Source organism: Asticcacaulis solisilvae, assembly GCF_052327315.1.
GTDB classification, from domain to species: Bacteria; Pseudomonadota; Alphaproteobacteria; order Caulobacterales; family Caulobacteraceae; genus Asticcacaulis; species Asticcacaulis solisilvae_B.
Window position 1 is genome coordinate 2921603 of the sequence record NZ_CP166196.1, and the last position, 24688, is coordinate 2946290.

The 24688-nt window shown below is 63.8% G+C and carries 24 protein-coding genes; 11 read left to right on the forward strand and 13 right to left on the reverse strand.

Annotation, left to right across the window (positions count from 1 at the left end):
* Positions 1-15: 15 nt before the first annotated feature.
* A complete protein-coding gene (locus AB8717_RS13850) occupies positions 16-1926 on the reverse strand; it encodes an ABC transporter permease (RefSeq protein WP_443747915.1) in 1911 nt (636 codons plus the stop codon).
* A gap of 173 nt (positions 1927-2099) precedes the next feature.
* Here AB8717_RS13850 and AB8717_RS13855 point away from each other — a divergent pair, with 173 nt between their 5' ends.
* The 3 genes from AB8717_RS13855 to AB8717_RS13865 all read left to right on the forward strand — a co-directional run bounded on the left by AB8717_RS13855 (position 2100) and on the right by AB8717_RS13865 (position 5186).
* Positions 2100-2381 (forward strand): hypothetical protein, encoded by a 282-nt coding sequence (locus tag AB8717_RS13855; protein WP_443747916.1) that lies wholly within the window; start codon positions 2100-2102, stop codon positions 2379-2381.
* A gap of 112 nt (positions 2382-2493) precedes the next feature.
* The gene (locus AB8717_RS13860) at positions 2494-4746 is read left to right on the forward strand and encodes a glycoside hydrolase family 3 C-terminal domain-containing protein (protein WP_443747917.1); all 2253 of its coding nucleotides are present in this window, start codon (positions 2494-2496) and stop codon (positions 4744-4746) included.
* Positions 4747-4760: 14 nt separating this feature from the next.
* Positions 4761-5186, forward strand: a complete 426-nt coding sequence (locus tag AB8717_RS13865; RefSeq protein ID WP_443747918.1) for a GNAT family N-acetyltransferase — start codon at positions 4761-4763, stop codon at positions 5184-5186.
* On the opposite strand, the gene AB8717_RS13870 is transcribed toward AB8717_RS13865, so the two are convergent.
* The 3 genes from AB8717_RS13870 to gatB form a co-directional block, all read right to left on the reverse strand.
* Positions 5183-6511, reverse strand: a complete 1329-nt coding sequence (locus tag AB8717_RS13870) for an ABC transporter permease (protein ID WP_443747919.1) — start codon at positions 6509-6511, stop codon at positions 5183-5185. The two genes, AB8717_RS13865 and AB8717_RS13870, sit on opposite strands and share 4 nt — an antisense overlap.
* The gene (locus AB8717_RS13875) at positions 6504-7433 is read right to left on the reverse strand and encodes an ABC transporter ATP-binding protein (RefSeq protein ID WP_443747920.1); all 930 of its coding nucleotides are present in this window, start codon (positions 7431-7433) and stop codon (positions 6504-6506) included. The genes AB8717_RS13870 and AB8717_RS13875 overlap by 8 nt, the downstream gene beginning before the upstream one ends.
* Before the next feature lie 339 nt (positions 7434-7772).
* The gene (gene gatB / locus AB8717_RS13880) at positions 7773-9275 is read right to left on the reverse strand and encodes an Asp-tRNA(Asn)/Glu-tRNA(Gln) amidotransferase subunit GatB (protein WP_443747921.1); all 1503 of its coding nucleotides are present in this window, start codon (positions 9273-9275) and stop codon (positions 7773-7775) included.
* 162 nt (positions 9276-9437) lie between these two features.
* Here gatB and AB8717_RS13885 point away from each other — a divergent pair, with 162 nt between their 5' ends.
* Positions 9438-9719: a type II toxin-antitoxin system TacA family antitoxin gene (locus AB8717_RS13885; RefSeq protein WP_443747922.1), complete on the forward strand. Its 282-nt coding sequence runs from the start codon at positions 9438-9440 to the stop codon at positions 9717-9719.
* Between the two features lie 3 nt (positions 9720-9722).
* Positions 9723-10211, forward strand: coding sequence for a GNAT family N-acetyltransferase (locus tag AB8717_RS13890; RefSeq protein WP_443747923.1), 489 nt, complete (start codon positions 9723-9725; stop codon positions 10209-10211).
* An 11-nt stretch (positions 10212-10222) separates the two neighbouring features.
* On the opposite strand, the gene AB8717_RS13895 is transcribed toward AB8717_RS13890, so the two are convergent.
* The 3 genes from AB8717_RS13895 to AB8717_RS13905 form a co-directional block, all read right to left on the reverse strand.
* Positions 10223-12181 carry a putative bifunctional diguanylate cyclase/phosphodiesterase gene (locus tag AB8717_RS13895; protein WP_443747924.1) on the reverse strand — a complete coding sequence of 653 codons (1959 nt, stop codon included), beginning with the start codon at positions 12179-12181 and terminating at the stop codon, positions 10223-10225.
* A 120-nt stretch (positions 12182-12301) separates the two neighbouring features.
* Positions 12302-12724, reverse strand: coding sequence for a RidA family protein (locus AB8717_RS13900; RefSeq protein WP_443747925.1), 423 nt, complete (start codon positions 12722-12724; stop codon positions 12302-12304).
* A gap of 173 nt (positions 12725-12897) precedes the next feature.
* On the reverse strand, positions 12898-14904 hold the full coding sequence (locus AB8717_RS13905; protein WP_443747926.1) for an OPT family oligopeptide transporter: 2007 nt from the start codon (positions 14902-14904) through the stop codon (positions 12898-12900).
* 299 nt (positions 14905-15203) lie between these two features.
* Here AB8717_RS13905 and AB8717_RS13910 point away from each other — a divergent pair, with 299 nt between their 5' ends.
* Positions 15204-15593 carry an endonuclease domain-containing protein gene (locus AB8717_RS13910; RefSeq protein ID WP_443747927.1) on the forward strand — a complete coding sequence of 130 codons (390 nt, stop codon included), beginning with the start codon at positions 15204-15206 and terminating at the stop codon, positions 15591-15593.
* Between the two features lie 52 nt (positions 15594-15645).
* Here the strand turns inward: AB8717_RS13910 and AB8717_RS13915 are convergent, their stop codons facing one another.
* The 5 genes from AB8717_RS13915 to AB8717_RS13935 form a co-directional block, all read right to left on the reverse strand.
* On the reverse strand, positions 15646-15987 hold the full coding sequence (locus tag AB8717_RS13915) for a hypothetical protein (RefSeq protein WP_443747928.1): 342 nt from the start codon (positions 15985-15987) through the stop codon (positions 15646-15648).
* A gap of 108 nt (positions 15988-16095) precedes the next feature.
* Complete coding sequence (gene gatA / locus AB8717_RS13920) at positions 16096-17586, reverse strand: Asp-tRNA(Asn)/Glu-tRNA(Gln) amidotransferase subunit GatA (RefSeq protein ID WP_443747929.1); 1491 nt, start codon at positions 17584-17586, stop codon at positions 16096-16098.
* Positions 17586-17873: an Asp-tRNA(Asn)/Glu-tRNA(Gln) amidotransferase subunit GatC gene (gatC, locus tag AB8717_RS13925; RefSeq protein ID WP_443747930.1), complete on the reverse strand. Its 288-nt coding sequence runs from the start codon at positions 17871-17873 to the stop codon at positions 17586-17588. The genes gatA and gatC overlap by 1 nt, the downstream gene beginning before the upstream one ends.
* Before the next feature lie 161 nt (positions 17874-18034).
* On the reverse strand, positions 18035-18388 hold the full coding sequence (locus AB8717_RS13930) for a UrcA family protein (protein WP_443747931.1): 354 nt from the start codon (positions 18386-18388) through the stop codon (positions 18035-18037).
* 187 nt (positions 18389-18575) lie between these two features.
* Complete coding sequence (locus AB8717_RS13935) at positions 18576-18941, reverse strand: UrcA family protein (protein ID WP_443747932.1); 366 nt, start codon at positions 18939-18941, stop codon at positions 18576-18578.
* Positions 18942-19189: 248 nt separating this feature from the next.
* On the opposite strand from AB8717_RS13935, the gene ruvX reads away from it, so the two are divergent.
* Both ruvX and AB8717_RS13945 read left to right on the forward strand, forming a co-directional pair.
* Positions 19190-19666 carry a Holliday junction resolvase RuvX gene (gene ruvX / locus AB8717_RS13940; RefSeq protein ID WP_443747933.1) on the forward strand — a complete coding sequence of 159 codons (477 nt, stop codon included), beginning with the start codon at positions 19190-19192 and terminating at the stop codon, positions 19664-19666.
* Positions 19663-20616 carry an AEC family transporter gene (locus AB8717_RS13945; protein WP_443747934.1) on the forward strand — a complete coding sequence of 318 codons (954 nt, stop codon included), beginning with the start codon at positions 19663-19665 and terminating at the stop codon, positions 20614-20616. The genes ruvX and AB8717_RS13945 overlap by 4 nt, the downstream gene beginning before the upstream one ends.
* On the opposite strand, the gene AB8717_RS13950 is transcribed toward AB8717_RS13945, so the two are convergent.
* Positions 20613-21437: an isocitrate lyase/PEP mutase family protein gene (locus AB8717_RS13950; protein WP_443747935.1), complete on the reverse strand. Its 825-nt coding sequence runs from the start codon at positions 21435-21437 to the stop codon at positions 20613-20615. The genes AB8717_RS13945 and AB8717_RS13950 overlap by 4 nt on opposite strands.
* A 105-nt stretch (positions 21438-21542) precedes the next feature.
* Between AB8717_RS13950 and AB8717_RS13955 the strand changes: the two genes are divergently transcribed.
* From AB8717_RS13955 to plsY, 3 genes are all read left to right on the forward strand, one after another.
* Positions 21543-22526 (forward strand): aspartate carbamoyltransferase catalytic subunit, encoded by a 984-nt coding sequence (locus AB8717_RS13955; RefSeq protein WP_443747936.1) that lies wholly within the window; start codon positions 21543-21545, stop codon positions 22524-22526.
* Between the two features lie 217 nt (positions 22527-22743).
* Positions 22744-24039 carry a dihydroorotase gene (gene pyrC / locus AB8717_RS13960; protein ID WP_443747937.1) on the forward strand — a complete coding sequence of 432 codons (1296 nt, stop codon included), beginning with the start codon at positions 22744-22746 and terminating at the stop codon, positions 24037-24039.
* 10 nt (positions 24040-24049) lie between these two features.
* Positions 24050-24688 carry a glycerol-3-phosphate 1-O-acyltransferase PlsY gene (gene plsY / locus AB8717_RS13965; RefSeq protein WP_443747938.1) on the forward strand — a complete coding sequence of 213 codons (639 nt, stop codon included), beginning with the start codon at positions 24050-24052 and terminating at the stop codon, positions 24686-24688.

The window sequence follows — 24688 nt, forward strand, 5'->3', positions numbered from 1 at the left end:
TTGTCAGACCTGAACTCAGTCCTGGCGCAGGGCGCGGCCTGGCACGGCAGCCGCCGTCGACCAGGCAATGCCGGCGACGCTGGTCACCGCAAGACACAAGGACACCACGGTCCCGGCAACGAAGAACAGCGGACTTATCGCAATGCGGTCCGGGAATTGCGACAGCCAGCGGCTCAGCACCCACCAGGCGATCGGCCAGGCCAGGCCATTGCCGGCAACAACCGGCCTCAGGAACTGGAAGACCAGCAGACGCAATATCCGCCACCGCGACGCGCCGAAGCTTTTGCGGATACCGATCTCGTGCGCCCGCATCGACGTGCTGAAGGCCGCCATGCCGAACAGGCCGACCGCCGCGATCAGGCCGGCTATTCCCCCGCCCATCATGAACAGCCGAACATCGCGGCGCGGGGCGGCAGTCTCGTCCCGGGCGTCCGGTACGGCGTACGACGTGGCGGGCGCCGGGGCTTCGACGGCGCTTTCAGGCCGTGCCCTGTCCAGGTGGTGAATCTGCGCCGCAAACCCGATAACGACGATAAAGAAGGCACTGGCCGCGGCGAACTGCAGCGCCGACAGGCCTTCGCGCAGCCACCGGCCGTAATGTTCGGCCGACGGCGAGTTCGTCGCCGACAGGATGTGGGTGGGCTGGAACTCCGACAGGACGACCGCCGGATAGGTCCCGGCCAGCAGTCCACACGCCAGGACGCCCAACGACAGGCCGAACAGGACCGGCGCGTCGCGCCCGTAGTCGACCGCCAGGGCAAGGTGTCCGACGCTGTTGACCACGGGCAGCATCAATTCGACGAAGCTGAAGCCAAGAACCAGGGCGCCGGCGCTGAGCAGCAGCCCCTCGACCAGGAACTGCGCCCTCAGCCCCTGAATATTCGCCCCCAGCACCTTGCGCATGGCCACTTCACGCGCCCGCAGTCCCGCCCGCGCCGTCGCCAGGTTCACGTAGTTGACCAGCGCCACCAGAAAGACCAGCACCCCCGTCAGATCGAGCGCGGTAACGGCCTGGTCGCGCTTCGGATCGGCCAGGTGTTGCCGCCAGATGGCGCCGAAGCGGACACCGTCTCCCGGGCGAGCCCCTTCAACCGGAGCATGGCTGCGGGCATAGTCCGCCATCGCACTGTCGAGCCTGCCGTTCAACGCCTTGGCCTGGGCGTCGTCGCGCAGGACGACGAAGGTCTGGCGCAGGCCGGCGTGCGACCATTCCGTCGCATCGGGAGACATCCGCCGCACCAGGTCCATGCGCAGATCCGAATTGCCCGGAACGTCGCGCAGGATGCCGGTGACGCGCCACCGCTCCGCCGTGCCGCCGTCGCGGATGTCGAGATAGCGTCCGACACTGTCGGTACCGCCAAAATACCGCCGCGCCACGCGCTCCGATATGACGACCGCATCCGCTCCGGCCAGCGCCGTTTGCGGGTCGCCCGCCGCGAACCGGAAAGCAAAGACCTTGAAGAAGTCGCCGTCCACCCGCTCGCCCGCTTCCGTCAGCCACTGGTCGCCGTGGCGCACCGACATCGTCACGCCGGCAGCCCGCGTTCCGGTCACCGAAGGGGCGACGGCGTGGACGACATCCAGTATATGGGCCGCCCCGGCATAGGCCGGGGCCCGGGGCGCGGCGGCATCCCCGGACGTGCGGACCGTCGCCACATAAAGCGTGGCCGCGTGAGGCAGCCAGCGGTCGTAACCGGTCTCGAAGCGGACGAACAGGCTTAGGATGATCAGCACCGCTATGCCCGAGGCCAGCCCCAGCAGGTTCAGCGCCGCATAAAGGGGACGGCGCATCAACGACCGGTAGAAGGTCAGGACAGCCGAACGCGCGATCTCGAGGTTCGGGCCGAGCAGGCGCAGACGCCCCGCGGCCCAGGGCGGCAGACGTTCGGAACAACGGCGAAGAAACGTTACGGTGGAACGGATCACAGCGGCTTGAATGGCAAGACAAGGCTGCACACGCTACACAGCTTTGTGCGCCGCGCCAATTCGTTCGCAATAGTATCTTTTAAATACGACCTGTTAAGCAACGCGGTCATCTCGAATTTTTATGCCCGTATTGATAGAGTGGCTAAGTCTTACCAGACCAGAGGGAGTCTGCCATGCAGACGATCGATACCTATATCGACCACGCCGTTTCGGTTTTCCAGCGCACCAATCGCCCCAATATCGTCGTGGGCCTGACCCATGCCGACTGGGATGAACTGTGCGCCGTCCTGATCGAGCGCACGGAACACGACCACAACGACCCCCTGCTGACCAAGAGCAGCTACAAGGGCCTGCGCGTCGTGATGCTGGACGAGAATCAGCTGAGTTTCGTCGCGCACGACTTCGGCAAGCCGGCCGAGCGCCGCTTCCCGATCGAAGCCCTGGCCCCGGCCTGAATCTGATTTTCTGATATCGATTACACCTTTTCGGGCTTCCGTTTCGCGCTATAGATAGAGCGAGCCTCAGCGCGCCGCACAAGACGGCGCGGCAGGCAAATGGGAGACCGAAATGATCCAGCCGATCCTCGCCCGCCTGGCTTGCGCCACGGCAATCGCTACCGTTCTGGCCTGCGCGCCCCCCGTGAGCGCCCAAACCGCCAACGCCCAGACCGCCGGCAAGCCCTGGCTCGATCCGGCGCTGGACGCCGGCACGCGCGCCGACCTGGCCGTCAAGGCGATGACGCAGGATGAAAAGCTGACCCTCGTCTTCGGCTATTTCTCGACCGATGCGCCGTGGAAGAAATTTACCCGCCCCGACGGCTCGTTGCCGGATGCGGCCGGCTTCATCCCCGGCATCGCGCGCCTGGGCATTCCGGCGCAATCGCAGACCGACGCCGGTGTCGGTGTCGCCACCCAGCGGTCGCCGCATCCGCGCGAGCGCACCACCCTGCCCTCGGGCCTGGCGACCGCCGCGACCTGGAGCCCCGAGCGCGCCTTCGACGGCGGCGCCATGATCGGCAACGAAGCGAAACTGTCGGGCTTCAACGTCATGCTGGCGGGCGGCGTTAACCTGCTGCGTGAGCCGCGCAACGGCCGCAACTTCGAATATGGCGGCGAAGATCCCCTGCTGGCCGGCATCATCGTCGGCAACGAAGTGCGCGGCATCCAGTCGAACCACGTCATTTCGACGATGAAACACTATGCGCTCAACGACCAGTCGACCAGCCAGTCGAACCTGGACGGGCGCATCTCGGACGCCAATGCGCGCATGTCGGACCTGCTGGCCTTCCAGTTCGTCAACGAGACCGGGCATCCCGGCTCGGTCATGTGTTCGTACAACATCGTCAACGGAAAGCATTCCTGCGAGAATGCATGGCTGCTCGGCGACGTGCTGAAGACCGACTGGGGCTTCAAGGGTTACGTCATGTCCGATTGGGGCGCGACGCATTCGACTATAGATTCGGCCAATGCCGGGCTCGACCAGGATTCGGGCTTCCCGTTCGACGAAAAGCCCTATTTCGGCGCGCCTTTGAAAGACGCCGTCGCGGCGGGCCAGGTGCCGCAATCGCGGCTGGACGACATGGCGAAGCGCATCCTGACCTCGATGTTCGCCGTCGGTCTGGTCGAAGACCCGATCCAGGGCGACCAGGCGGCGAAGATCGACTATGCGCACAACGAAGCCATCGCGCAGGCCGACGCCGAAGAGGCCATCGTTCTGCTGAAGAATGACGGCCTTCTGCCATTGGCCAAAACGGCGAAGACGATCGCCGTGATCGGCGCGCATGCCGATGTCGGCGTGCTGTCGGGCGGCGGCTCCTCCCAGGTCTATCCGCACGGCGGCTCGGCCGTGCCCAATGAAGGCCCGGACAACTTCCCGGGACCGATGGTCTGGTTCCCGTCGTCGCCGCTGAAGGGTATCGCCAGGCGCACCACCGGCACAGTCACCTTCGCCAGCGGCAAGGACATCCAGGCCGCCGCCGCGCTCGCCGCCAAGAGCGACATCGTCGTCGTCTTCGCCAGCCAGTGGACGGCCGAGGGCATGGACGTGCCCGACCTCAACCTGCCCAACCACCAGGACGATCTCATCAACGCCGTGGCCAGGGCCAATCCGAAGACCGTGGTGGTGCTGGAAACCGGCGGTCCGGTCGTCATGCCGTGGCTGGACCATGTCGGCGCGGTCGTGGAGGCCTGGTTCCCGGGCTCCAACGGCGGCGAGGCCATCGCGCGCGTGCTGACCGGCGAGGTCAACCCGTCGGGCCACCTGCCGGCCACCTTCCCGGCGTCGCTCGACCAGTTGCCGCGCCCGGTGCTCGACGGCGAAAACCACGGGCCGCGCGGCAAGCTCTATACCGCCAATTACGACATCGACGGCGCGGCGGTCGGCTACAAGTGGTTCGACAAAAAGGGCCTTAAGCCGCTCTTCCCGTTCGGATACGGCCTCAGCTACACGCACTTCGAACAGACCGGCCTGACGGCCCAGGCGTCCGGCAAGTCGCTGACGGCAAGCTTCACGGTGAAGAATGCCGGCGATCGCGACGGCAAGGCGGTGGCGCAGGTCTATGTGTCGCCTGTCAGCGAGTCCGGTTGGGAAGCCCCCAAGCGCCTCGGCGGCTGGGCCAAGCTGGATCTCAAGGCGGGCGAAAGCCACAGCGCCACGGTGACGGTCGATCCGCGCCTGCTGGCCGTCTACGATTCGCCCAGCAAGACCTGGCGGATCAAGGCCGGCGACTACAAAGTCATGCTGGCCGGTTCAGCGGCCGATATCGTCGAGACCAAGACCGTGCATCTCGATGCACAGACGCTTGACGTCAACGGGAAATAACCCAAAACAGGGTTATGCTCCGGCTTGAAATAACCTGCGATCCGGCGCGGATCGATTTCGACCGCGTCTATCGCTTTCTCAACGCGCAATCGAACTGGGCGCAGGGTATTCCGCGCGCCCTTTTCGACCGCGCCATGGCCAATTCCCTGTGTTTTGCCGGCAGCCTGGCAGGCGAACAGATCGCCTTTGCTCGCGTCATTTCGGACTACGCCACCTTCGCCAATCTGGTCGACGTCTTCGTCGATGCGGAATTTCGCGGCAACGGCCATGCCTCGACCCTGCTGGCCGAGGTGTTCAAACATCCGGGCCTGCAGGGGCTGCGCCGCTTTACGCTGGCCACCAACCACGCGCACGGCCTCTATCGCCGCTTCGGCTTCCATGCGCCGGCGCGGCCCGACACCCTGATGGAACGCTACGCGCCGGACATGTACAAGCGTTAGACGTCCCGGCGGCCCATGCCGAGCAGAGCGCCCCAGGACAGCTTCTCGCCGGTCAGGGCGCCGTGCCGGAAAGCGCGGCGGCCCATATTGATCATCAGCACGGCGACTACGCCCATCAGGGCCAGCGTGCCGGCGATTTCCCACCATGGCGGATTCTGCACCAGCCTGAGCGGCATCAGGAACGGCGTGAACAACGGGAACCACGACATGTAACGCAGCATCGGCAGATCGGGCGAGGTAAACGCCGTCTGCATGGTGATCATCGGGATCATCAGCACGATCATCGTCGGCCCCATCACCGCCTGCGCGTCCTTCTGCGTTTCGCAGAAGGCGCCGATGGCGGCGAAGAAGATGCCGAACATCAGGTAGCCGCCGACGAAATAGGCCAGCAGCAGCGCCACGCGCTCCGGCGAGAAGATGGCCGACAGCCCCATCATCACCATCTGCGCCTTTTCGGGCGGCAGGAAGCCGAAACCGAAGCGGCTGACCGCGAAGAAGACCGCCGACCACATGGCGGCGACCGTCAGGAGCACGCAGGCCACGCCCAACACCTTGCCGACCAGTATCTGGCCGGTCGAGGCCGAGGCCAGCAGGACCTCGAGGACCTTGCTCGACTTCTCCTCGATGACGGACCCCAGCAGGATCATGGACGACGAGAAGATCGACATCCAGGTGATGTAGCTGATGAAGACGCCCAGGATACGCGGGCCGTGCTCGCGGAAGCCCTCGGCGAACCCGTCCTTCTTCGGTCCGGTGGCCGAGGTCGGCGTCACCGTGTCGATGACGGCACGCGACTCGCGCATGTCGTGCGCCAGGCCGCGGTCGATGCCGTGCATGCCGGCCAGCTTGTAATATTGCAGGCCGTGCAGGTCCCACATGATCGCGTCCTTGACGTCGTCCTTGTGTCCGTCGTTCGACCAGATGCGGAAATGCAGGGTCTGGCCGTGGTCGCTGGCGACGAGGATCGAGCCAACCTTGCCGGCGGCCAGCACCGCCGGAATCCTGGCCTCGGCCGCCTGGGGCGTCGTGGCGGACGACAGCTCAGCCGGCACCGGCACGACGGTCAGCCCGCCGCTGTCGAAAACACCGCCCCCGTTCGGCTTCGGCGCATGCTGGGCGATGAAGCCGCGGATTTCGGGCTCGAGATGGTCGCCGCTCAGGTCGAGGACGGCGACCGTCTGCGGCGGTTCGGAGTGGCGCAGCAGCATCGGAATGAAGATGCTGGCGCTGAAAATCAGCGGCAGGGTGAACAGCGACAGCCAGAAACCGACCGTGCGGACGAAGGCCAGGTATTCGCGGCGAGCGATCAGCAGGGTCTTACGCATGCGCGCCTCCGGTCAGCACGATGAAGGCGTCATGAAGCGTCGGTTCGCGCGCCTCGAAACGGGTGATATCCAGGCCCTTGACGAAGGCCGCCTTGAGCGCCGTGTGCGGGCTGGCGCCGGGGTCGAGTTCACAGCGGTAGAAATGTCCGCCTTCCCCCTCGGCCGCGCCCATATCCTCGACCGAGCGCACGCCCGGCAAGGCGCGGACATCGGCTTCGGACACGTGCCCTTCGATATCCAGCCGGCGGGGCGCCGCGGCGCAGGCTTGTTTCAGCGTGCCTTCGAACACCTTGCGGCCTTTCGACAGCATGACCACGTCCTTGCACAGCCGTTCGGCGTGCGGCATGACGTGGGTCGAGAACAGCACCGTGCCGCCGCGCGCCGCGATGCCGCGAATGACCTCTTCCAGGCTCTGCTGGTTGACGGGATCGAGGCCGGAGAACGGCTCGTCGAGAATGACCAGTTCGGGGTCGTGCACCAGGCAGCCGATCAGCTGGACCTTTTGCGACATGCCCTTCGACAGGTTGCGTATCTGCTTGTGCGCCGAGGCGCCGAGGCCGTGCTGTTCCAGCATTTCAAGCGCGCGCTTCTTAGCGACCGATGCCTTGACACCCTTCAGCCCCGCCAGGAAGACAATGGCGTCGACCGCCGTCATCTTGCGGTACAGGCCGCGTTCTTCCGGCAGGAAGCCGATGCGGTCCATGACGCGTTGGCTGTTGCCGCCCAGGACCGTGATCGCGCCAGCGGTCGGCGCCGACAGGCCCAGGATCATGCGCACGGTCGAGGTCTTGCCCGCGCCGTTCGGCCCCAGGAACCCGCAGATCGTGCCGCGTTTGACGGAAAAGCTGAGGTCCGACACGGCGTGGAAGTCGCCGTAGGTCTTGGATACCCCTGTAAGATTCAGCGCGATGTCGCCGCTCATCTCCCCTCCCCTTATTGGTTTGTGCAACCATACATCCCGGAAAGACGCCGCGGAACCGCAAAAACACGTTACCGCATCCCCAAAACGGAAAAGACGGCGCCCCGGGAAAAGGCACCGTCTACCGTCCAAAATTCATGTGTGGCTAATTCTGCTACAAACCCGCCAGAGCGTCGCTCACAAGCCCGTAACATGCCGATCACCGTTATGTGGGTTTTAAAATAAAAAAGCGATGTGGTTGTGATCACAAATCACAACGCACATCGCTTCAATTCTTCCCGAACTTACAATGCTTTAAAGCGTCCCGCAAGAGCCGCCCGGCGATTGTTTTTCCGTAAGCGCTCACAGACCGAGCTTCTTTTTCAGCAGTTCGTTCACGGTGGCGGGATCGGCCTTGCCCTGCGTCGCCTTCATCACCTGGCCGACGAACCAGCCCAGGGCCTGGGGCTTAGCCGCGACCTCGGCCGCCTTGTCCGGATTGGCCGCGATGATGTCATCGACCGCCTTTTCGATAGCGCCGCTGTCGTTGACCACGGCCAGATCGTATTTTTCGACGATCTCGCGCGGGGTCATGGCGCCCTTGGCCGTCCACATATGCTCGAAAGCTTCCTTGGCGGTCTTGGACGACACGACCTTGGTTTCGATCAGTTCAACCAGTTCGGCGATGTGCGCCGGCGGCAGCGGCGAATCGGTGATGTCCTGACTATCCTTGGTCAGGCGCGCCGACAGCTCGTTGGTCACCCAGTTGGCGACCAGCTTGGCGTCGCGACCCTTGGCGGCAGCTTCGAAATAGTCGGCGCGCGCCTGATCCGAGATCAGCACGCCTGCGTCATAAGAACCCAGGCCGTATTGCGACTGGAAGCGCGCCTTCTTGTCGTCGGGCAGTTCGACCAGGTGCTTGCGGATATCCTCGATCCACGCGTCTTCGAGCTCGACCGGCAGCAGGTCGGGGTCGGGGAAATAGCGGTAGTCGTGCGCCTCTTCCTTGGAGCGCATGGAACGCGTCTCGCCCTTGTTGGCGTCAAACAGGCGCGTTTCCTGGTCGATCTTGCCGCCGTCTTCCAGGATTTCGATCTGGCGGCGCGCCTCGTACTCGATCGCCTGCTGCATGAAACGGAACGAGTTGACGTTCTTGATCTCGCAGCGCGTGCCGAGCGGCTCGCCGGGACGGCGTACGCTGACATTGCAGTCGGCGCGCATATTGCCCTTTTCCATGTCGCCATCGCAGGTGCCCAGATAGACCAGGATGGTGCGCAGCTTCTTGAAATAGGCGACGGCCTCGTCCGACGAGCGGATATCGGGCTTCGACACGATTTCCATCAGGGCCGTGCCGGCGCGGTTCAGGTCGACGTAGGTGGCATTGGGGTCGAGATCGTGGATCGACTTGCCGGCGTCCTGTTCCAGGTGCAGGCGCTCGATGCGCACGGTGAACGACGTCCCGCCCTCTTTATCATCAGGGCGCTCGACCAGCACCTCGCCCTCGCCCACGATCGGGTGGAAGAGCTGCGAAATCTGATAGCCCTGCGGCAGGTCGGGATAGAAGTAGTTCTTGCGGTCGAAGCGCGAATAGCGGTTGATCTGTGCCTTGAGGCCGAGGCCCGTCTTGACCGCCTGCTCGACACAGTAGCGGTTCAGCACCGGCAGCATGCCCGGCATGGCGGCGTCGACCAGGCTGACCTGTTCGTTCGGCCCGGCGCCGAAGCCGACACGCGCGCCGGAAAACAGCTTGGTGTTGCTGGCGACCTGGGCGTGGACTTCCAGCCCGATGATCAGTTCCCATTGGCCCGTCCGGCCCTTGATGAATTTGGCGGGGTCGGCGGGGCGGATATCGAGATCGTTTGTCATAGGACGCGTATAACCGGAAAGGGACAATGACGTGAAGACCTATCGTGACTTCCGGACAGACTTTCCCGCGTCCGTTCTCAGTTGACACGTCGATTGACACGACTGACAAGTCAATTGACCGTACAACGTACGGATGGTATTTTGGGAATAAGGAGTTTGCTAATGGCTGACGATGCCCGCGCCAAGACCGCCAGAATCGACCTGCGCATGACGCCGGCCGCCAAGGGGCTTCTCGAACAGGCCGCCTCTGTCCGACATAAAACGGTCAGTGAGTTCCTGCTCGACAATGCCCTCAAGGCAGCCGAGGAAACCCTGTCCGACCGTCGGCTTTTCCTGCTCGACGATGCGCAATGGCGCGCGTTCAACAACCGCCTGGATGAACCAGCTACCGAAAATCCTGGCCTGAAAGCCCTCGCCGCCGCGAAGCCGCGCTGGGAAAGCTAAGACATGCAAGCGCCGCGTCCGATATCGGTAACCGATGCATTAGACGATTTTGACTGTGGCGCGGAAACACTTAATCTCTGGCTCAAGCAGCGCGCTCTGCAAAACGAGACTTCAGGAGCGTCGCGCACCTTCGTTCTCGAAGAAAACGGCCGGATTATCGGCTACTATACTCTGACCGCCGGCTCAGTGGCTCATGCCATTGCGCCCGGAAAAATCCGCCGAAATATGCCCGACCCGCTACCGGTCGCTATACTCGGTCGCCTTGCCGTAGATAAAACTTGCCAGAGCGGCGGCATTGGCCGGGACCTTTTGAGAGACGCCGCCATTCGCGTCATCCATGCGGCCGAAACGCTGGGAATTCGCGCGCTTCTGATCCATGCCCTGTCGGAACGCGCTCGGAGGTTTTATGAGCGTTACGGTTTCCAGCGCTCACAGTTCGACGAAATGACCCTGATGGCCACCTTGCCGGACCTTCAGAAAGCATTCGGCTAAGGGCCAGGAGGTCAGGCGACCGCCCTGCCCGCTCCGGCTGCGAGATACTCCGCGATCGCTTCCGGCTTCATCGGCCGGGCGAAGTGATAGCCCTGGACGCGGTCGCAGTTCAGCGTCCGCAACAGCGCCAGTTGCTCGGCGGTTTCGACGCCTTCGACCACGCAGGTCAGGCCCATATCGGCGCACAGATTGGCCAGGGACTTGACGATCTTAACGCTGGCCGGGTTGTCGCAGATGTCCTGGATGAAGCTGCGGTCGACCTTCAGGGTGTCGAGGGGCAGGCTGTGGACGTGACTGAGGCTCGAGAAGCCCGTGCCGAAATCGTCGAGCGAGATCCCCGCTCCCAGTGCCTTTAACGTATCGACGCCCATGCGCGCCGCGGCAAAGTCCCGCGCCGTGGCGGTTTCGGTGATTTCGAAATCGATGCGCCTGGCCGGCACGCCTGACGCGTTGACCGCCGCGATGATGGCCAGGATGCTTTCCGGCGAGCACAGGTCGTGCGCCGACAGGTTGAAGGCCAGGCCGATATCCTCGGGCCAGCGCGCGGCTTCCTTCAGCGCCTTGATAAGCAGGCTGCGCGTCAGGCTGAGGATCAGGCCCGTGCGTTCGGCCGCCGGAATAAAGACCGCCGGCGAAACCGGGCCGAGGCTCGGGCTGTCCCAGCGCGCCAGGGCTTCGAAGCCCACGACCCGGCCCTGGCCGACATCGAGGACCGGCTGGAAGACCAGCGAGAATTCACGTTCGATATCGGCGGCCTGGAGGGCGTTTTCGATGACATTGTCGTCGCGGATGCGCGCCTGGTGCTCGGCCGAGAACAGGACGGTCTCGCCGCGCAACTGGCGCTTGGCGAAATAGAGGGCATAGTCGGCGCGCTCGAAGACGGTTTCAAACGTGTCGCCGTGATCGGGATAGATGGCGAAGCCCATCGAACAGCCGATCTGGGCACTCGCGGCGCCGATATTGTAAGGCAGGCGCAGGCGCTCGTGGATGCGGCGGCCTATGATCTTCAGGGCGTCGTCGGACACGTCGCCCGAGACCAGGACAGCGAATTCGTCGCCACCGAGGCGCGCCACGGTCATGCAACTCCCCGCCGCGCCGCCGTCTCTCAGCTCGCGCAGGCGCTTTCCGACCTCGACCAGCAGGCGGTCACCCGTGGCGTGGCCATAGGTGTCGTTGACCGGCTTGAAGCCGTCGAGATCGATGATGCCGACGGCGAAGCGCGTCTTGCGCGCCGCGGCCTGGCGATGGAATTCCTCGAGATTGGCGAAGAACCAGCGGCGGTTGGGCAGGTCCGTCAGGCTGTCGATATTGGCGATGCGGAAGTTTTCGTCGGACAGGCGGCGCATCTCGGCGCGCGATCCGACCAGCCGCACGAAGTCGCGGTTATAGGCCATCAGCACGGCGACCATGGCGGCCGATACCAGCACCAGGTTGATGGCGATGGCGCGATAGGTCTCGTGACCTTCGAAAAAGAAGAAGATCGAAAACGGAATGTCGGCGAAGGTGATGATGCTCAATGCGGCGGCGCGCAGGTGCATCAGGCAGAAGGCGCAGGTGATGACGTTCAGCGCCATGCAGAAGATCATCTGTCCGCGCGCATAATCGTCGCCATAGTGGAACATGGCCAGGCCCCAGGCCGTGAAGCCCAGGGTCAGAACGCCGGCCAGCGCCACGATGCGCTTGACCTGGCGGAGCAACTCGGCGTCGCTGTAGGCTACGTCGCGGGTCCGCCAGAACCAGATGCCGCGCCATACGCAGACGCCGAACAGGACCAGCGGCACGCCGATCGACAGCAGGGGCGGCGCAAACCGCACGAAGGTCCACGCGCTGGCAAGCGAATTGGTGACCAGGATAAAGTACAGGAACGGAATGCGCCGCGCATAGGCCGCGTGCTGGGCACGCATCAACGCCATGTCGCCGGCATCGACCCGGTAGAGGTTCAAAAAACGCGACAGGTAGCGGTGCAGCAAGGCAGGTTTTCCACGGTCCCCGGATTTTCCGGACCTGCCCATCGTAGAACAGCGGCCTAAACATTCCGTTTAGACCGCCGTTACGCGAAACCGTTTTTATTAGAGATTTCCCTTGCCCGGTCAGGCTTCGGGGACGTGCGCCCAGAACTCGATCTCGACCGTCGCGCCATAGGCCAGGCCGCTGACGCCAAGCGCCGTGCGCACCGGCAGGCGGCTGGGGTGGAAGTACGGCTTGTACAGGCGGTTGAAGTCGCTCCACTTGGTGGCGTCGGTCAGCATGACCGTGGCCTTGAAGACGTGCTCCAGACCCAGGCCGTAGCGCTTCAGGATCGCCGCCGTATTGTTCATGATGTACTTGACTTCGTTCTCGAAGCCCTCGGCCAGCTTGCCGTTCTCGTCGAGGCCGATCATGGCCGACAGGTACAGGACATTGCCGACCTGCACCGCTTCCGAAAACGGCGAACGCGGGTGCGGATGGAGGTAATAGGTGATGCCTTCGGCGGGCATCGGCTTGATCTTGGGGAGGTCTTCGGTGTTGCTCATGGTCGTCAAAAATATGTGGCGGTTCGTATGATTGCCGCCAGTCTAGCGAGGTTCGCTGCTGTGCGAAAGGCCCAGCGAAGGGGATGTGAGCACTGTCACGGAAAATTGGTTCCGGCCCGAACGAAAAAGGGCTTCGCGCGAAGCGAAGCCCTTTGGCAAGGTTCGCGAACGGATCAGTTTTCGGTCTCGATCGTCTTCCCCTGCCCCGCCGCCCAGACATAGAGGGCTATGACGATAGCCAGGCCGCCGATCAGCGGGACCAGCATGTCCCAGGGCTTGGGCAACGGGGTTACGAATTGGGACACGATGTTCGGGTTCTGGGTGATCGACACGGCGCCGGCATAGACGACGTTCAGCAGGCTTTCACCGACGATGAAGCCCGACGCCACCAGGACGCTGAGGCGCGAGGCGATTTCCCGGCCTCTCGCGCGGGCGATCGCCCTCTCGAAGAACCAGCCGGCGACGGCGCCCACCACCACCGGCGAGGTCACGGCCGGCGGGAGGTAGATGGCCAGGCCGACACCCAGCGGCGGCAAGGCCATGCGGCCCTTCGTCATGGCGCGCAGGGATTCGTCGATCGCCACAAGGATAGCGCCGATGACCGCGCCAATGGCCAGGAAGCCGACCGGCAGGTGGCCGCCGATGGCGCCCTTGGCCAGGGTCGAGATCAGGCCGGCCTGCGGGGCTTCGAGCTCGGCGCCCGGCTTGATGGCGTGGTGACCGACCTCGCCGGCGAAGCCATAGACGTCGTGCAGCATGTTGAGCGTATAGGGAATCACCGCCGCGCCGGCGATGACGCCGATGATCAGCGCGACCTGCTGCTTCCACGGCGTGGCGTCGACCAGCTGCCCGGTCTTCAGGTCCTGCAGGTTGTCGTTGCCGATGACGGCGACGGCCAGCACCACCGTCGTCACCATCATGCAGAAGGCGACCAGGGCCTGTTCGACATTGGGGCCGGTCAGTTGGCGGCCGATCAGGCCGACGATGATGGCGACGCCCAGCACGGCCAGGATGGCCACGCCCGACACCGGCGAGTTCGACGCGCCGATCAGGCCGGCCATGTAGCCGCAGACGGCCGCGGCCAAGAGGCCCGCGATGATGATATAGGCGACACCGGCGACGATCAGCGGCGTACCGATGGCGGCCAAGGGACCGGAACCGATGAAGTCCATGAGCAGCCAGCCGGCCGGCACCATCGACAGGATGACGACCAGGCCGACGATCCACACCGGCATGTCCTGTTCCGAGCGCGGCAGATCGCCCTCGCCGTTCTTGCGCTTGCGCTGGGCTTCCAGGGCCGACATCAGGCCGGTCCACACGGGAACGATCAGCTTGCCGATGGCCCACAGGGCGGCGACGCCGATGACACCGGCGCCGATGAAACGGACTTCGTTGCCGCGGATATAGCCGGTGCGGGCGGCCGCGTCGGCGAAGACCTGCTCCGGATGCGGATGAATGGTGGTCAGGATGGGCATCAAAAGGCCCCAGGCGATGAACAGGCCGACGAACATGGCGATACCGACGGTGATGCCCATCAGGTGGCCAGCGCCGACCAGGGCCAGCGAGCTGGAGCCCGCCATGCCGGTCGCACCGGTGCCCTTGCCGAACTTGAACGCCGTCGAGATTTCCCCGGCCATCCAGGTCGAAACGGCGGCCGCCGCGTAGACGGCCGAGCTGAGCGCGCCCAGGATGACCGCCCACAGGCCGGCCGCACCTTCGGCGGCGCCTTCGCGCGACGAGGTGCCGACCTTCAGCACCTCGGCGGCGGCGACGCCTTCCGGGTACGGCAGGTCGGAATTGGTGACCAGGGCCCGGCGCAGCGGCATGGTGTACATGACGCCCAGCACGCCGCCGATGGTGCAGGCCAGAAAGGTCGTAAAGAACGGCAGGTGCGCCCACCAGCCGAGAATCAGCAGGCCCGGCAGGGTGAAGACCACCGACGACAGGGTCCCGGCCGACGACGCGATGGTCTGGACGATGTTGTTTTCCTGGATGGTGGCGCTCTTGAAGAAACGCAGAAGCGCCATCGAGATGACGGCGGCGGGGATCGAGGTGGCGAAGGTCAGCCCGACCTTGAGGCCCATATAGACCTGGGACGCCGTGAACAGCAGTGTGATCAGCACGCCGAGGATGATGCCGCGCACCGTAATTTCTACGGGCTTGGCCGAAGGGGTTGTCATGCGGAACTCCGCTTGGTCATGAATGTGACGCGATAGTGCCCCAATGCCAGCGGAAAACAAGAGGATAGATACATTTTCAACCAGTTGGTGGAAAATGGATGCGAAGGTCTGCCCCTTCCGTCTGATCCGGCTTGACGCCGGCTCAGCCACCTTCCCCGCTGCGCAGGGAAGGAATTATGAGTTGAATTTTTCCTACCTTCACCTTTTTAAAGAGCTGGATTTTTCCATATATTTCCTTCCCCGTTTACGGGGAAGGTGGCATCAAGGCCGCTTGCGGCCGCAGATGACGGAAGGGGGACATGCGGAAAGGCGCCAAAATCTCGCAAGCCCGCCGTTTGCGCAAGGCCATGACCAAGCCCGAAATCTGGCTTTGGGGCAGTTTGAAAAGCCAACACGATAGCGGCCTGGTTTTCCGCCGCCAGCATCCGATCGGCCCCTATATTCTCGACTTCTATTGCGTGAAAGCAAAGCTGGCGATCGAGGTCGATGGTGAGCATCATACTCGCGACGAGCAAATCATTCGGGATCAGATCCGCGATGCTTACCTGGCGGATATAGGGATAATGGTTCACCGAGTAATCGCGCGGGACCTGTTGATGGATCCCGACGAGACGATAACCGGTGTGATAAACGTGGTTTTGGCGCGGCTGGCCGAGTTGGGCTTGCCCCTTCCGTCTGATCCGGCTTGACGCCGGCCCAGCCACCTTCCCCGCTGCGCAGGGAAGGAATTACTTTGGGGGATCAATGCGTCTTCGCGCGCTCGATATGCTTGAGCGTTTCGGTCAGTTCCTGCTTGAGCGCCAGCGTCGTGTCCTGGCGCATGCGGCCGTCGACGAAGACCTTGGCGACGATATCGGCATATTCGCGGTAGTTGCGCAGCTCATAGGCCGCCGCCATCTTGGCCGCGGTTTCGCTGTCGGAGCGGCTCAGCTGCTCCATGACCGAGTAGAAACGGCGATAGCGCTCGTGGCGGTTGCGCTCGGCCTCGATCAGCACGCGCCAGGTCAGCGCCCAGGCAATGACGATGAGCGGCAGGACAACCATCCCCCACACGATCCAGTCCTGATAGCTTGAAAACGACATCCGTATCACCACGCGCGACGCCTTGTGCGCCGCGACCGACCTCAAAGTCTAAACGACGGAGGCTTGCGGCGACAAGGGTTTCGCGTAAGGGGGGAGAGCGTCAGGCGCTTACCACCACTTTTCGGGCCTGGCGGTAAAGCCGGCCGCCTGTTCCAGCACATGGCCGACCGTCAGGACAGAGCCTTCGTCGAGCGGCTTGCCGATGACCTGAAGGCCCAGCGGCAGGCCGCTCTGGTCCAGCCCCGCCGGCACGGCCATGCCCGGCAGGCCCGCCAGGTTGGTCGTCACGGTGAAGACGTCGTTGAGGTACATGGCGACCGGATCGGCGGCCTTTTGCGTATCGCCCAGCTCGAAAGCGGCCGACGGCGTGGCCGGCGTCAGCACGACGTCGCAGCTGTTCCAGGCATTGGTGAAGTCCTCGGCGATGCGACGGCGGACCTTGAGCGCCTTGACATAATAGGCGTCGTAGAAGCCGGCCGACAGCACGTAGGTGCCGATCATGATGCGGCGCTTGACTTCCTTGCCGAAGCCTTCCGAACGCGAATTCTCGTAGATGTCGGTCAGCGACTGGCCGTGGTCGGTGCGGTGGCCGTAACGCATGCCGTCGTAGCGCGCCAGGTTCGACGACGCTTCGGCGGGCGCGATGATGTAGTAGCACGGCAGGGCGTATTTGGTATGCGGCAGCGAGATCCTGACGATCTCGGCGCCGGCGTCCTTCAGCCAGGCGATACCCTGCTCCCACAAGGCGTCGATCTCGGCCGGAATGCCGTCGAGGCGGTATTCGTCGGGGATGCCGACGCGCAGGCCCTTCACCGACTTGCCGAGGAAGGCCGAAAAGTCGGGCACAGGCATGTTCAGCGAGGTCGAATCCTTGGCGTCGTGGCTGCACATGGATTGCAGCATCAGGGCCGAATCCGCGACCGTCTTGGTGATCGGGCCGGCCTGGTCGAGCGACGAGGCGAACGCCACCATGCCGTAGCGCGAACAGCGGCCATAGGTCGGCTTGATGCCCACGGTACCGGTGAAGGCGGCCGGCTGGCGGATCGAGCCGCCGGTGTCGGACGCGGTCGCGGCCAGGCACAGGTCGGCGGCGACGGCCGAGGCGGAACCACCCGAAGACCCGCCCGGCGTCAAGGGCGCGTTCGAACCGCGCGACTTCCACGGATTGGTCACCGCGCCCCACTTCGACGTCTCGTTCGACGAGCCCATGGCGAACTCGTCCATGTTGAGCTTGCCCAGCATGACGGCGCCGTCGTCGAACAGGTTCTGCGTGACAGTCGATTCATAGGTCGGCACGAAGTTTTCGAGGATGCCGGAGCACGCCGTCGTGCGCACGCCCTTGGTGCAGTAAAGATCCTTGATGCCGAGCGGCGCGCCTTCCAGGCGTCCGCCCTCGCCCCTGGCCAGCTTCGCATCGGAAGCCTTGGCCTGGTCGCGCGCCAGGTCGAAGGTCGTGGCGACATAGGCGTTGAGCGCCGGATTCGCCGTCTCGATCGCCGAGATGAAGGCGTCGGTCAGCTCGGCCGATGAGAATTGCTTCGACTTCAGGCCCTCGACGGCCGAGGTCAGCGTCAGGCGGGTCAGTTCGGACTTGGACATTATTCAACCACCTTCGGCACGATAAAGAAGCCGTCGACGGACTTCGGCGCATTGGCGACGATATCGGCGACCTTGTCACCGTCAGTGACCACATCGTCGCGCATCGGCGTCGCCAGCTCGACGGCGGTCGTCATGGGCTGCACGCCCTCGACATCGACCTCGTTCAACTGTTCGATCCAGCCGAGAATGCCGTTCAGCTCACCGGCCAGGGCCTGGAGGCGCTCATCGCTCTCACGCAGGCGGGACAGGGTCGCTACCTTTTTGACGGTCGCCACGTCGATGGCCATCATCGGACTCCTTATATTCAAGAGGAAGCCGGTTAGCGACTGGGGACGGATTTGGCAAGCCCAAAGCGGAAACGAAAAAGAGGCCGCACCGGCAGGTCACGGTGCGGCCAGGAACCAAACGCGCAGGGAGGCGCTTTGGATGGGAGGAAATGGTGAGGAGATTACCAGGTGCGCGACGCGGTCTGCGTCACCTTGCCGGCGTCGCGGCGCGCCACGGCCTCTTCGTGCAGACGCGACAGGTGCCAGTCGTGGGTATCGCGCACGGCCTCATCGAGCGCACGGTCGCGGCAGTCCTTGTTGTCCGCCTGCGTTACGAAATCGCCGCCCCGGACATCGCAGACCTTTTCAGCCGCCACGTGCAACGCTTTATAGAAGCGCGCCGTCTGGGCAGGTTGATTGAAATCGACGCCTTGGGTCGTCACCGAGGTTTCGACCACCGTATCGTCGGCGGCGTGCGCCAACCCGGCAAAGGCGGCGGAAGACATAATAGCCGAGGCAATAATAAACCGGATCATGAGAGCACCTTTGATTTTGTTGAATGACCTTAACTGCATTCACATTAGAAAATGGCGCTCAGTAAATCACGTTAAATCGGATTTATATTATTACGTATAGTTCATTAATACTTGTAAATTTAAATAAAAAGGCCGCGCGGATCGCTCCGCGCGGCCTTACACGTCCAGTTAAGGGGCTCTCCTTCCCTTAGTGGCCGCGATCGTTCAGCGCCAGCGCGCTATTGGTACGGCCGTTCTTCTGATCGTCGAGCTGCGTCAGTTGCGGCTGATTGATATCGCGGACAGCATCAGTGACGGCCTGGGCTTCGCAGGCCTTGTCGGCGTCGAGCGTCTGCGGATCGCGCTCGCCTTCACTGCGGCAAACCTCATACGCGACCTGTTGCAGGCGGCTGTACAGGGTCCGGACCTGCGCCGGCTTGCTGAAGTCGATATCACGCGAATAAACCGGGCGCTGATCCGCGCCACGATCTTCCGCCGAGGCGGCAGCGGCAAAACCGGCGGCAGCCAGCATGGTGACCGAAATAAGGGCGATACGGGTACGCATACGGGACATGGCGGAACTCCTCCGGTTGAGGCCTGGGCTCCCAGGCGATGGAGGGGGAATACACGAACCGCGCCACAAACGTAAGTTAAATAGGGTTCATTTTATTACATATGCTTCATACATTAACTCTGTGTAATATATGACACACTTGTAATCTCAAGTATAACCGTCACATAAGTTATAATTACATTTCATACCGTTTTGATTGCAACCAGTAACGGTTGACATTCCGGCCGCGAAGCCGCAAACCCGCCCCTATGGCCGTCCTCGACATTACAGACCTGCACAGCGTATTGCCGCCCCGTACCTGCCTGCTGGGGCTGGACCTTGGCGAAAAGACGATCGGTGTCGCCGTATCGGACCTGACCCTTACCCTGGCCTCGCCGCTGGAGCTGATCCGCAAGACCAAGTTCACGCCCGAGGCCGAGCGCCTGTTCGCCCTGATGGATCAACGCCAGGCGTCGGGTATCGTCATCGGCCTGCCCGTCAATATGGACGGCACCGAAGGTCCGCGCGCCCAGTCGTGCCGGGCGTTCGCGCGCAACCTCCTGCGCCTGCGCGATTTTCCCATCGCCTTCTGGGACGAACGCTGGTCGTCGTCGGTGATGAACCGCTTCCTGATCGAGGAAGCCGACCTGTCGCGCGCCAAACGCGCCGAGGTCATCGATAAAAACGCCGCCGCCTACATCCTGCAAGGCGCGCTCGACCGGATGAAGGACGCCGCCGGGGCATGACCTTCGCCACCATATTGAACGGCATCGTTCCGGTCTTTTTGCTGATCGCGCTCGGCTACGGGCTCAAGAAGTCGAACTTCCTGCCCCTGCCTGTCTGGCCGCCGATCGAGAAGTTCGCCGTCTATGTGCTTTATCCCGGCTGGCTGATCCCAGCCATCTGGCACGCCGACCTGTCGGGCTTTTCCGCCGGCCCGGTCAGTTTCGGCGTCCTGGGCGCCGTCGCCATCGCCAGCGTCCTCGGCTTTTCGCTGAAGCCGGTGCTGAAGCTGTCGGGCCCGACCTTTACCAGCGTCTTCCAGGGGCTGATGCGTTTCAACTCGTTCGTCTTCATCCCCGTCGCCGCCGCCATCTTCGGCGAACGCGCCAATACGGTCGCCGCCGTCGCCATCAGCGCCCTGATCCCTGCCAGCAACATGATCTGCATTCTGGTGCTGGCGCAGTGGGGTGAGCCGCCGCTCGACGAAAAGACGGGGCTTCCGCCCGTGCGCACCCCGGCGTGGATGGCGAAAACGCTACTGACCAACCCGATCTTCGCCTCGTGCCTGATCGGGCTGTTCTTCAACGCCGTCCATCTGCCGTCGATCCCGTTCGCCGACAAATCCTTGAAGATGCTGGGCGAAGCCGCCATCCCGACCGGCCTGATCCTGGCCGGCGCCGGACTGTCCTTCGGCTATATCTACCGCAAGCCCTTCCTGGTCAGCAGCGTGTCGCTGTTCAAGATCCTGGTCATGCCGATCCTGGCCTGGCTGATCTGCAAGGCTTGCGGCGGCGACCAGCTGGCCCAGGGCGTGGCTTTGGCATGCGGCGCGGCCCCCTGCGCCGCGGCCGCCTATGTCCAGGCGCGCTATATGGGCGGCGACGCGCCCCTGATGGCCGGCATTGTCGCCATGACGACGTCTTTAAGCGCCGTCACCATGCCGCTGCTGCTCTTTATCTTCCATCTGGCCTAGGCTTCGCCGGCCTCGAGCAATTGATCGATTTCGCTGCCAGGGATCAGGCCAGGCACAAATCCGAAACCACCGGCTTTGACCTGTTCCGCCGCCCTCACAAACGCCGTCATGGCCTGGGAATGCAACAGGCTGCCGAGGCTGACGCGCCGCACGCCCAGCGCCGCCAGTTCCGCGACCGAAAGGGGATGCGGCCCCAGCCCGCCCAGCACATTGACCGGCCTGTCGACGGCGCGGCAGACGGCGCCGATATCCTCGGCAGTGCTGATGCCAGGCGCATAGAGCACGTCGGCGCCTGCGTCCTGGTAGGCCTGCAAACGCGCGATGGTGTCGTTCAAATCGCGGCGGCCATGAAGGTAGTTCTCGCAGCGCGCCACCAGCATGAACGGAAAGTCGAGCGTTTTCGCGGCCTCCGCCGCCGCGCGGATACGATCGGCGGCGTGGGCGATGTCGTAGATCGGCTTCATATCGTCGCCGCTCGCGTCCTCGATCGACCCGCCCACCAGCCCGGCCTCGGCGCTTAGACGGATCGTCCCGGCGCAGGTTTCCGGATCGTGGCCGAAACCGTTCTCGAGGTCGGCGGCCAGCGGCAGGTCGGTGGCTGTAGCCAGATCGCGGATATGCGCAAGCACGTGGTCTCGCCCGGCATTATAGTCGGCGACGCCCAGCGAGCGCGCATAGCCGGCGCTGGTCGTCGTCAGGGCATGAAAGCCAAGCGCGGCCAGCAATCGCGCCGAACCCCGGTCCCACGGATTGGGGATGACGAAACAACCCTGCTTGTGAAGCCCAGCAAATACAGCCGCTTTTTCCGCTTGAGAAATCATCGGTTATCCTCCGAATCGAGACGCTTAACGCCTGAATTAGTGTCTTTATATGCTTGTACTTTGTGACGTTCTCCGCCAAAACCGCGCAAATTCGTGGAATCCGTCATGTCCGTTACTCTCGATACCGTCAACGAGCTGATCCGCGCGCGCCTCCTGCCCTTCCCCAAGCGGCACTTCCTCGGCGCCCAGGATCTCGATCCGCCCGACATCATGAACCTGCTGGACCTGGCCGACGTCTTCGTCGATCTCAACCGCCAGACCACCAAGAAGATGGACCTGCTGAAAGGCCGGACCATGGTCAACATGTTCTTCGAAAACTCGACGCGGACGCAGTCGAGCTTCGAACTGGCCGGTAAGCGCCTGGGCGCGGATACCGTGAACATGAGCATGAAAACGTCATCAGTCGCCAAGGGCGAGACACTGATCGACACCGCCGTGACGCTGAACGCCATGAAGCCCGACCTGCTGGTCGTGCGCCATTCGGCTTCGGGTGCCGCGGCCCTCCTGTCGCAGAAGGTCGGCTGTTCGGTCATCAATGCCGGCGACGGCCAGCACCAGCACCCGACCCAGGCCCTGCTCGACATGCTGTCGATCCGCCGGGCCTTCGGGCATGTCGACGGCCTGACCATCGCCGTGTGCGGCGACGTCATGCACTCTCGCGTCGCGCGCTCGAACGTCATCCTGTTGAACGCCATGGGCGCGCGCGTCCGCCTGGTCGGCCCGCCGACCCTGATCCCGGGCGACGCCGACCAGTGGGGCACCGAGGTCTATCACGACATGCGCGAAGGCATCGAAGGCGCCAATGTCGTCATGATGCTGCGCCTGCAACTCGAACGCATGGACGGCGCCTTCATCCCGTCGACGCGCGAATATTTCCGCTTCTTCGGGCTCGACCGTGAAAAGCTGGCCGTGGCGGCCAGGGACGTGCGCGTCATGCACCCCGGCCCGATGAACCGCGGCGTCGAGATCGATTCCGACATCGCCGACGACACGTCGATCAGCCTGATCCAGGACCAGGTCGAAATGGGCGTCGCCGCACGCATGGCCGTGCTGGCCAGCCTGGCCGCCCGCCTGGAGAACGACCAATGAGCTTCAGCGATCGGAACATCTTTCCGTTTCCCCCTTCCGTCACTCGCTCCGCTCGCGCCACCTTCCCCGTAAACGGGGAAGGAAAAAGACAATTATTTCCTTCCCCGTTTACGGGGAAGGTGGCTCACCCGAAGCCCTTGCGAAGGGTGAGACGGAAGGGGGGAGCGGCGTTTCAACACACCGCTGACTTCGGCCGCCCGGCCCACGGACAATCGATATGAGCAACACTTCCGCCATCGCCTTCGTCAATGCCCGCCTGATCGATCCGGCGACCGAGTATGACGGCCCGGGCTCGGTCATCGTCGCCGAAGGCGTCATCGCCTCGGTCATCCACGGCCACGATGCGCCGCAGGGCCACGCCGGCATCAGGGTCATCGACTGCGACGGCAATGCGCTGATGCCCGGCCTGATCGATATCCGCGTCCGTACCGGCGAGCCCGGTATGGAGCCCAAGGAGACGCTGAAGTCGGCGTCCTTGGCCGCCGCCGCCGGCGGGGTCACGTCCTTCGTCGTCCAGCCCGACACCGATCCGACGATCGACGAGCCGGCCATGGTCGATTTTATCCTCCGACGCGCCCGCGATATCGAGCTGGTCCACGTCTATCCGGCCGGCGCCGCCACCAAGGGCACCGAAGGCAAGAAGATGGCCGAGATCGGCCTGATGCACGAAGCCGGCGCGCTCTATTTCACCGACGTCGACTCGCCCCTGGTCAATTCCAAGATCATGTCGCGGGTCCTGTCCTACGCCAACGGCTTCAACGCCCTGATCGCCCACCGCCCCAAGGAGCCGTGGCTGTCGGAAGGCGCCGTCGCGACCTCGGGCGAGATGGCGGCGCGCATGGGCCTGTCGGGCGTCCCGGCCCTGTCCGAACGCATTATGCTGGAACGCGACCTGGCCCTGGTCGAACTGACCGGCGCGCGCTTCCTGGTGGACCAGGTGTCGACCGCCGAGGGCCTGGTGTCGATCGAGCGCGCCAAGACCAAGGGTCTGGAAGTCTTTGTTTCCGCCAGCATCAATCACCTGATCTTCAACGAGATCGACATCGGCGACTACCGCACCTTCTACCGCCTCGATCCGCCGCTGCGCGCCGAACGCGACCGCCAGGCGCTGGTCGATGCGCTGGCCACCGGTCTGATCGACGTCGTGGTGTCGAACCATTCGCCTGCGCCTGCCGAAGACAAGCGCCTGCCGTTTTCCGAAGCGGCGCCGGGCGCCATCGGGCTGCAGACGCTTTTGCCGGCGCTGATCGGCCTGCATCTCGACAACGATATCGCCCTGATCGACGCCCTGCGCGCCGTCACCATCAATCCCGCGCAGATGCTGGGCCTGGAAGCCGGCCGTATCGCAGAAGGCGCGCCGGCCGACCTGATCCTGGTCGACGTCGAAGCACCGTTCGCGTTGCGCGAAAAAGACATCCTGTCGAAATCGAAGAACTCGCCCTTTGAAAACCGCACGCTACAGGGCAAGGTGCTGATGACGCTGGTCGACGGTCGAATCGTCTACCAAAGCTAAGAAGAACACAATGCTGTTTGCCACCACCGACCTGCTTGTCTACGCCGCTGCCCTGATCGGCGGCTACCTGCTGGGGTCGATTCCGTTCGGCGTGTTGGCGACGCGCATGGCGGGGATCGACATCCGCGCGATCGGCTCGGGCAATATCGGCGCCACCAACGTGCTGCGTACCGGCCGCAAGGACCTGGCGGCCATGACTTTTGTCGGCGATACCGGCAAGGGCGCCGCCGCCGTCGGGCTGGCCTGTCTGTTACTGTTGCACTCCGATATCGCTGTCCGCCAGACCGCCATGGCGCTGGCTGGCGCCGCTGCCTTTCTGGGCCACCTCTTCCCAGTCTGGCTGAAGTTCAAGGGCGGCAAGGGTGTCGCGACCTTCCTGGGCACCCTGTTCGCCGCCGCCTGGCCGATGGGGCTGATCGCAGGGGGCCTGTGGCTGCTGACCGCCTTCACCTTCCGCATTTCGTCACTGTCGGCTCTGGTAGCAGCAGCGCTGGTCGTGCCGGTCGCCTTCCTGCTGCACGTCGGCGCCTATCCCTTCATGGGCATGGCTTTGTTCATGGCTGTGCTGATCTATATCCGCCACCGCGACAATATCCGCCGCCTGCTCAAGGGCGAAGAACCGAAGATCGGCAAGAAAAAGGACGCTTAA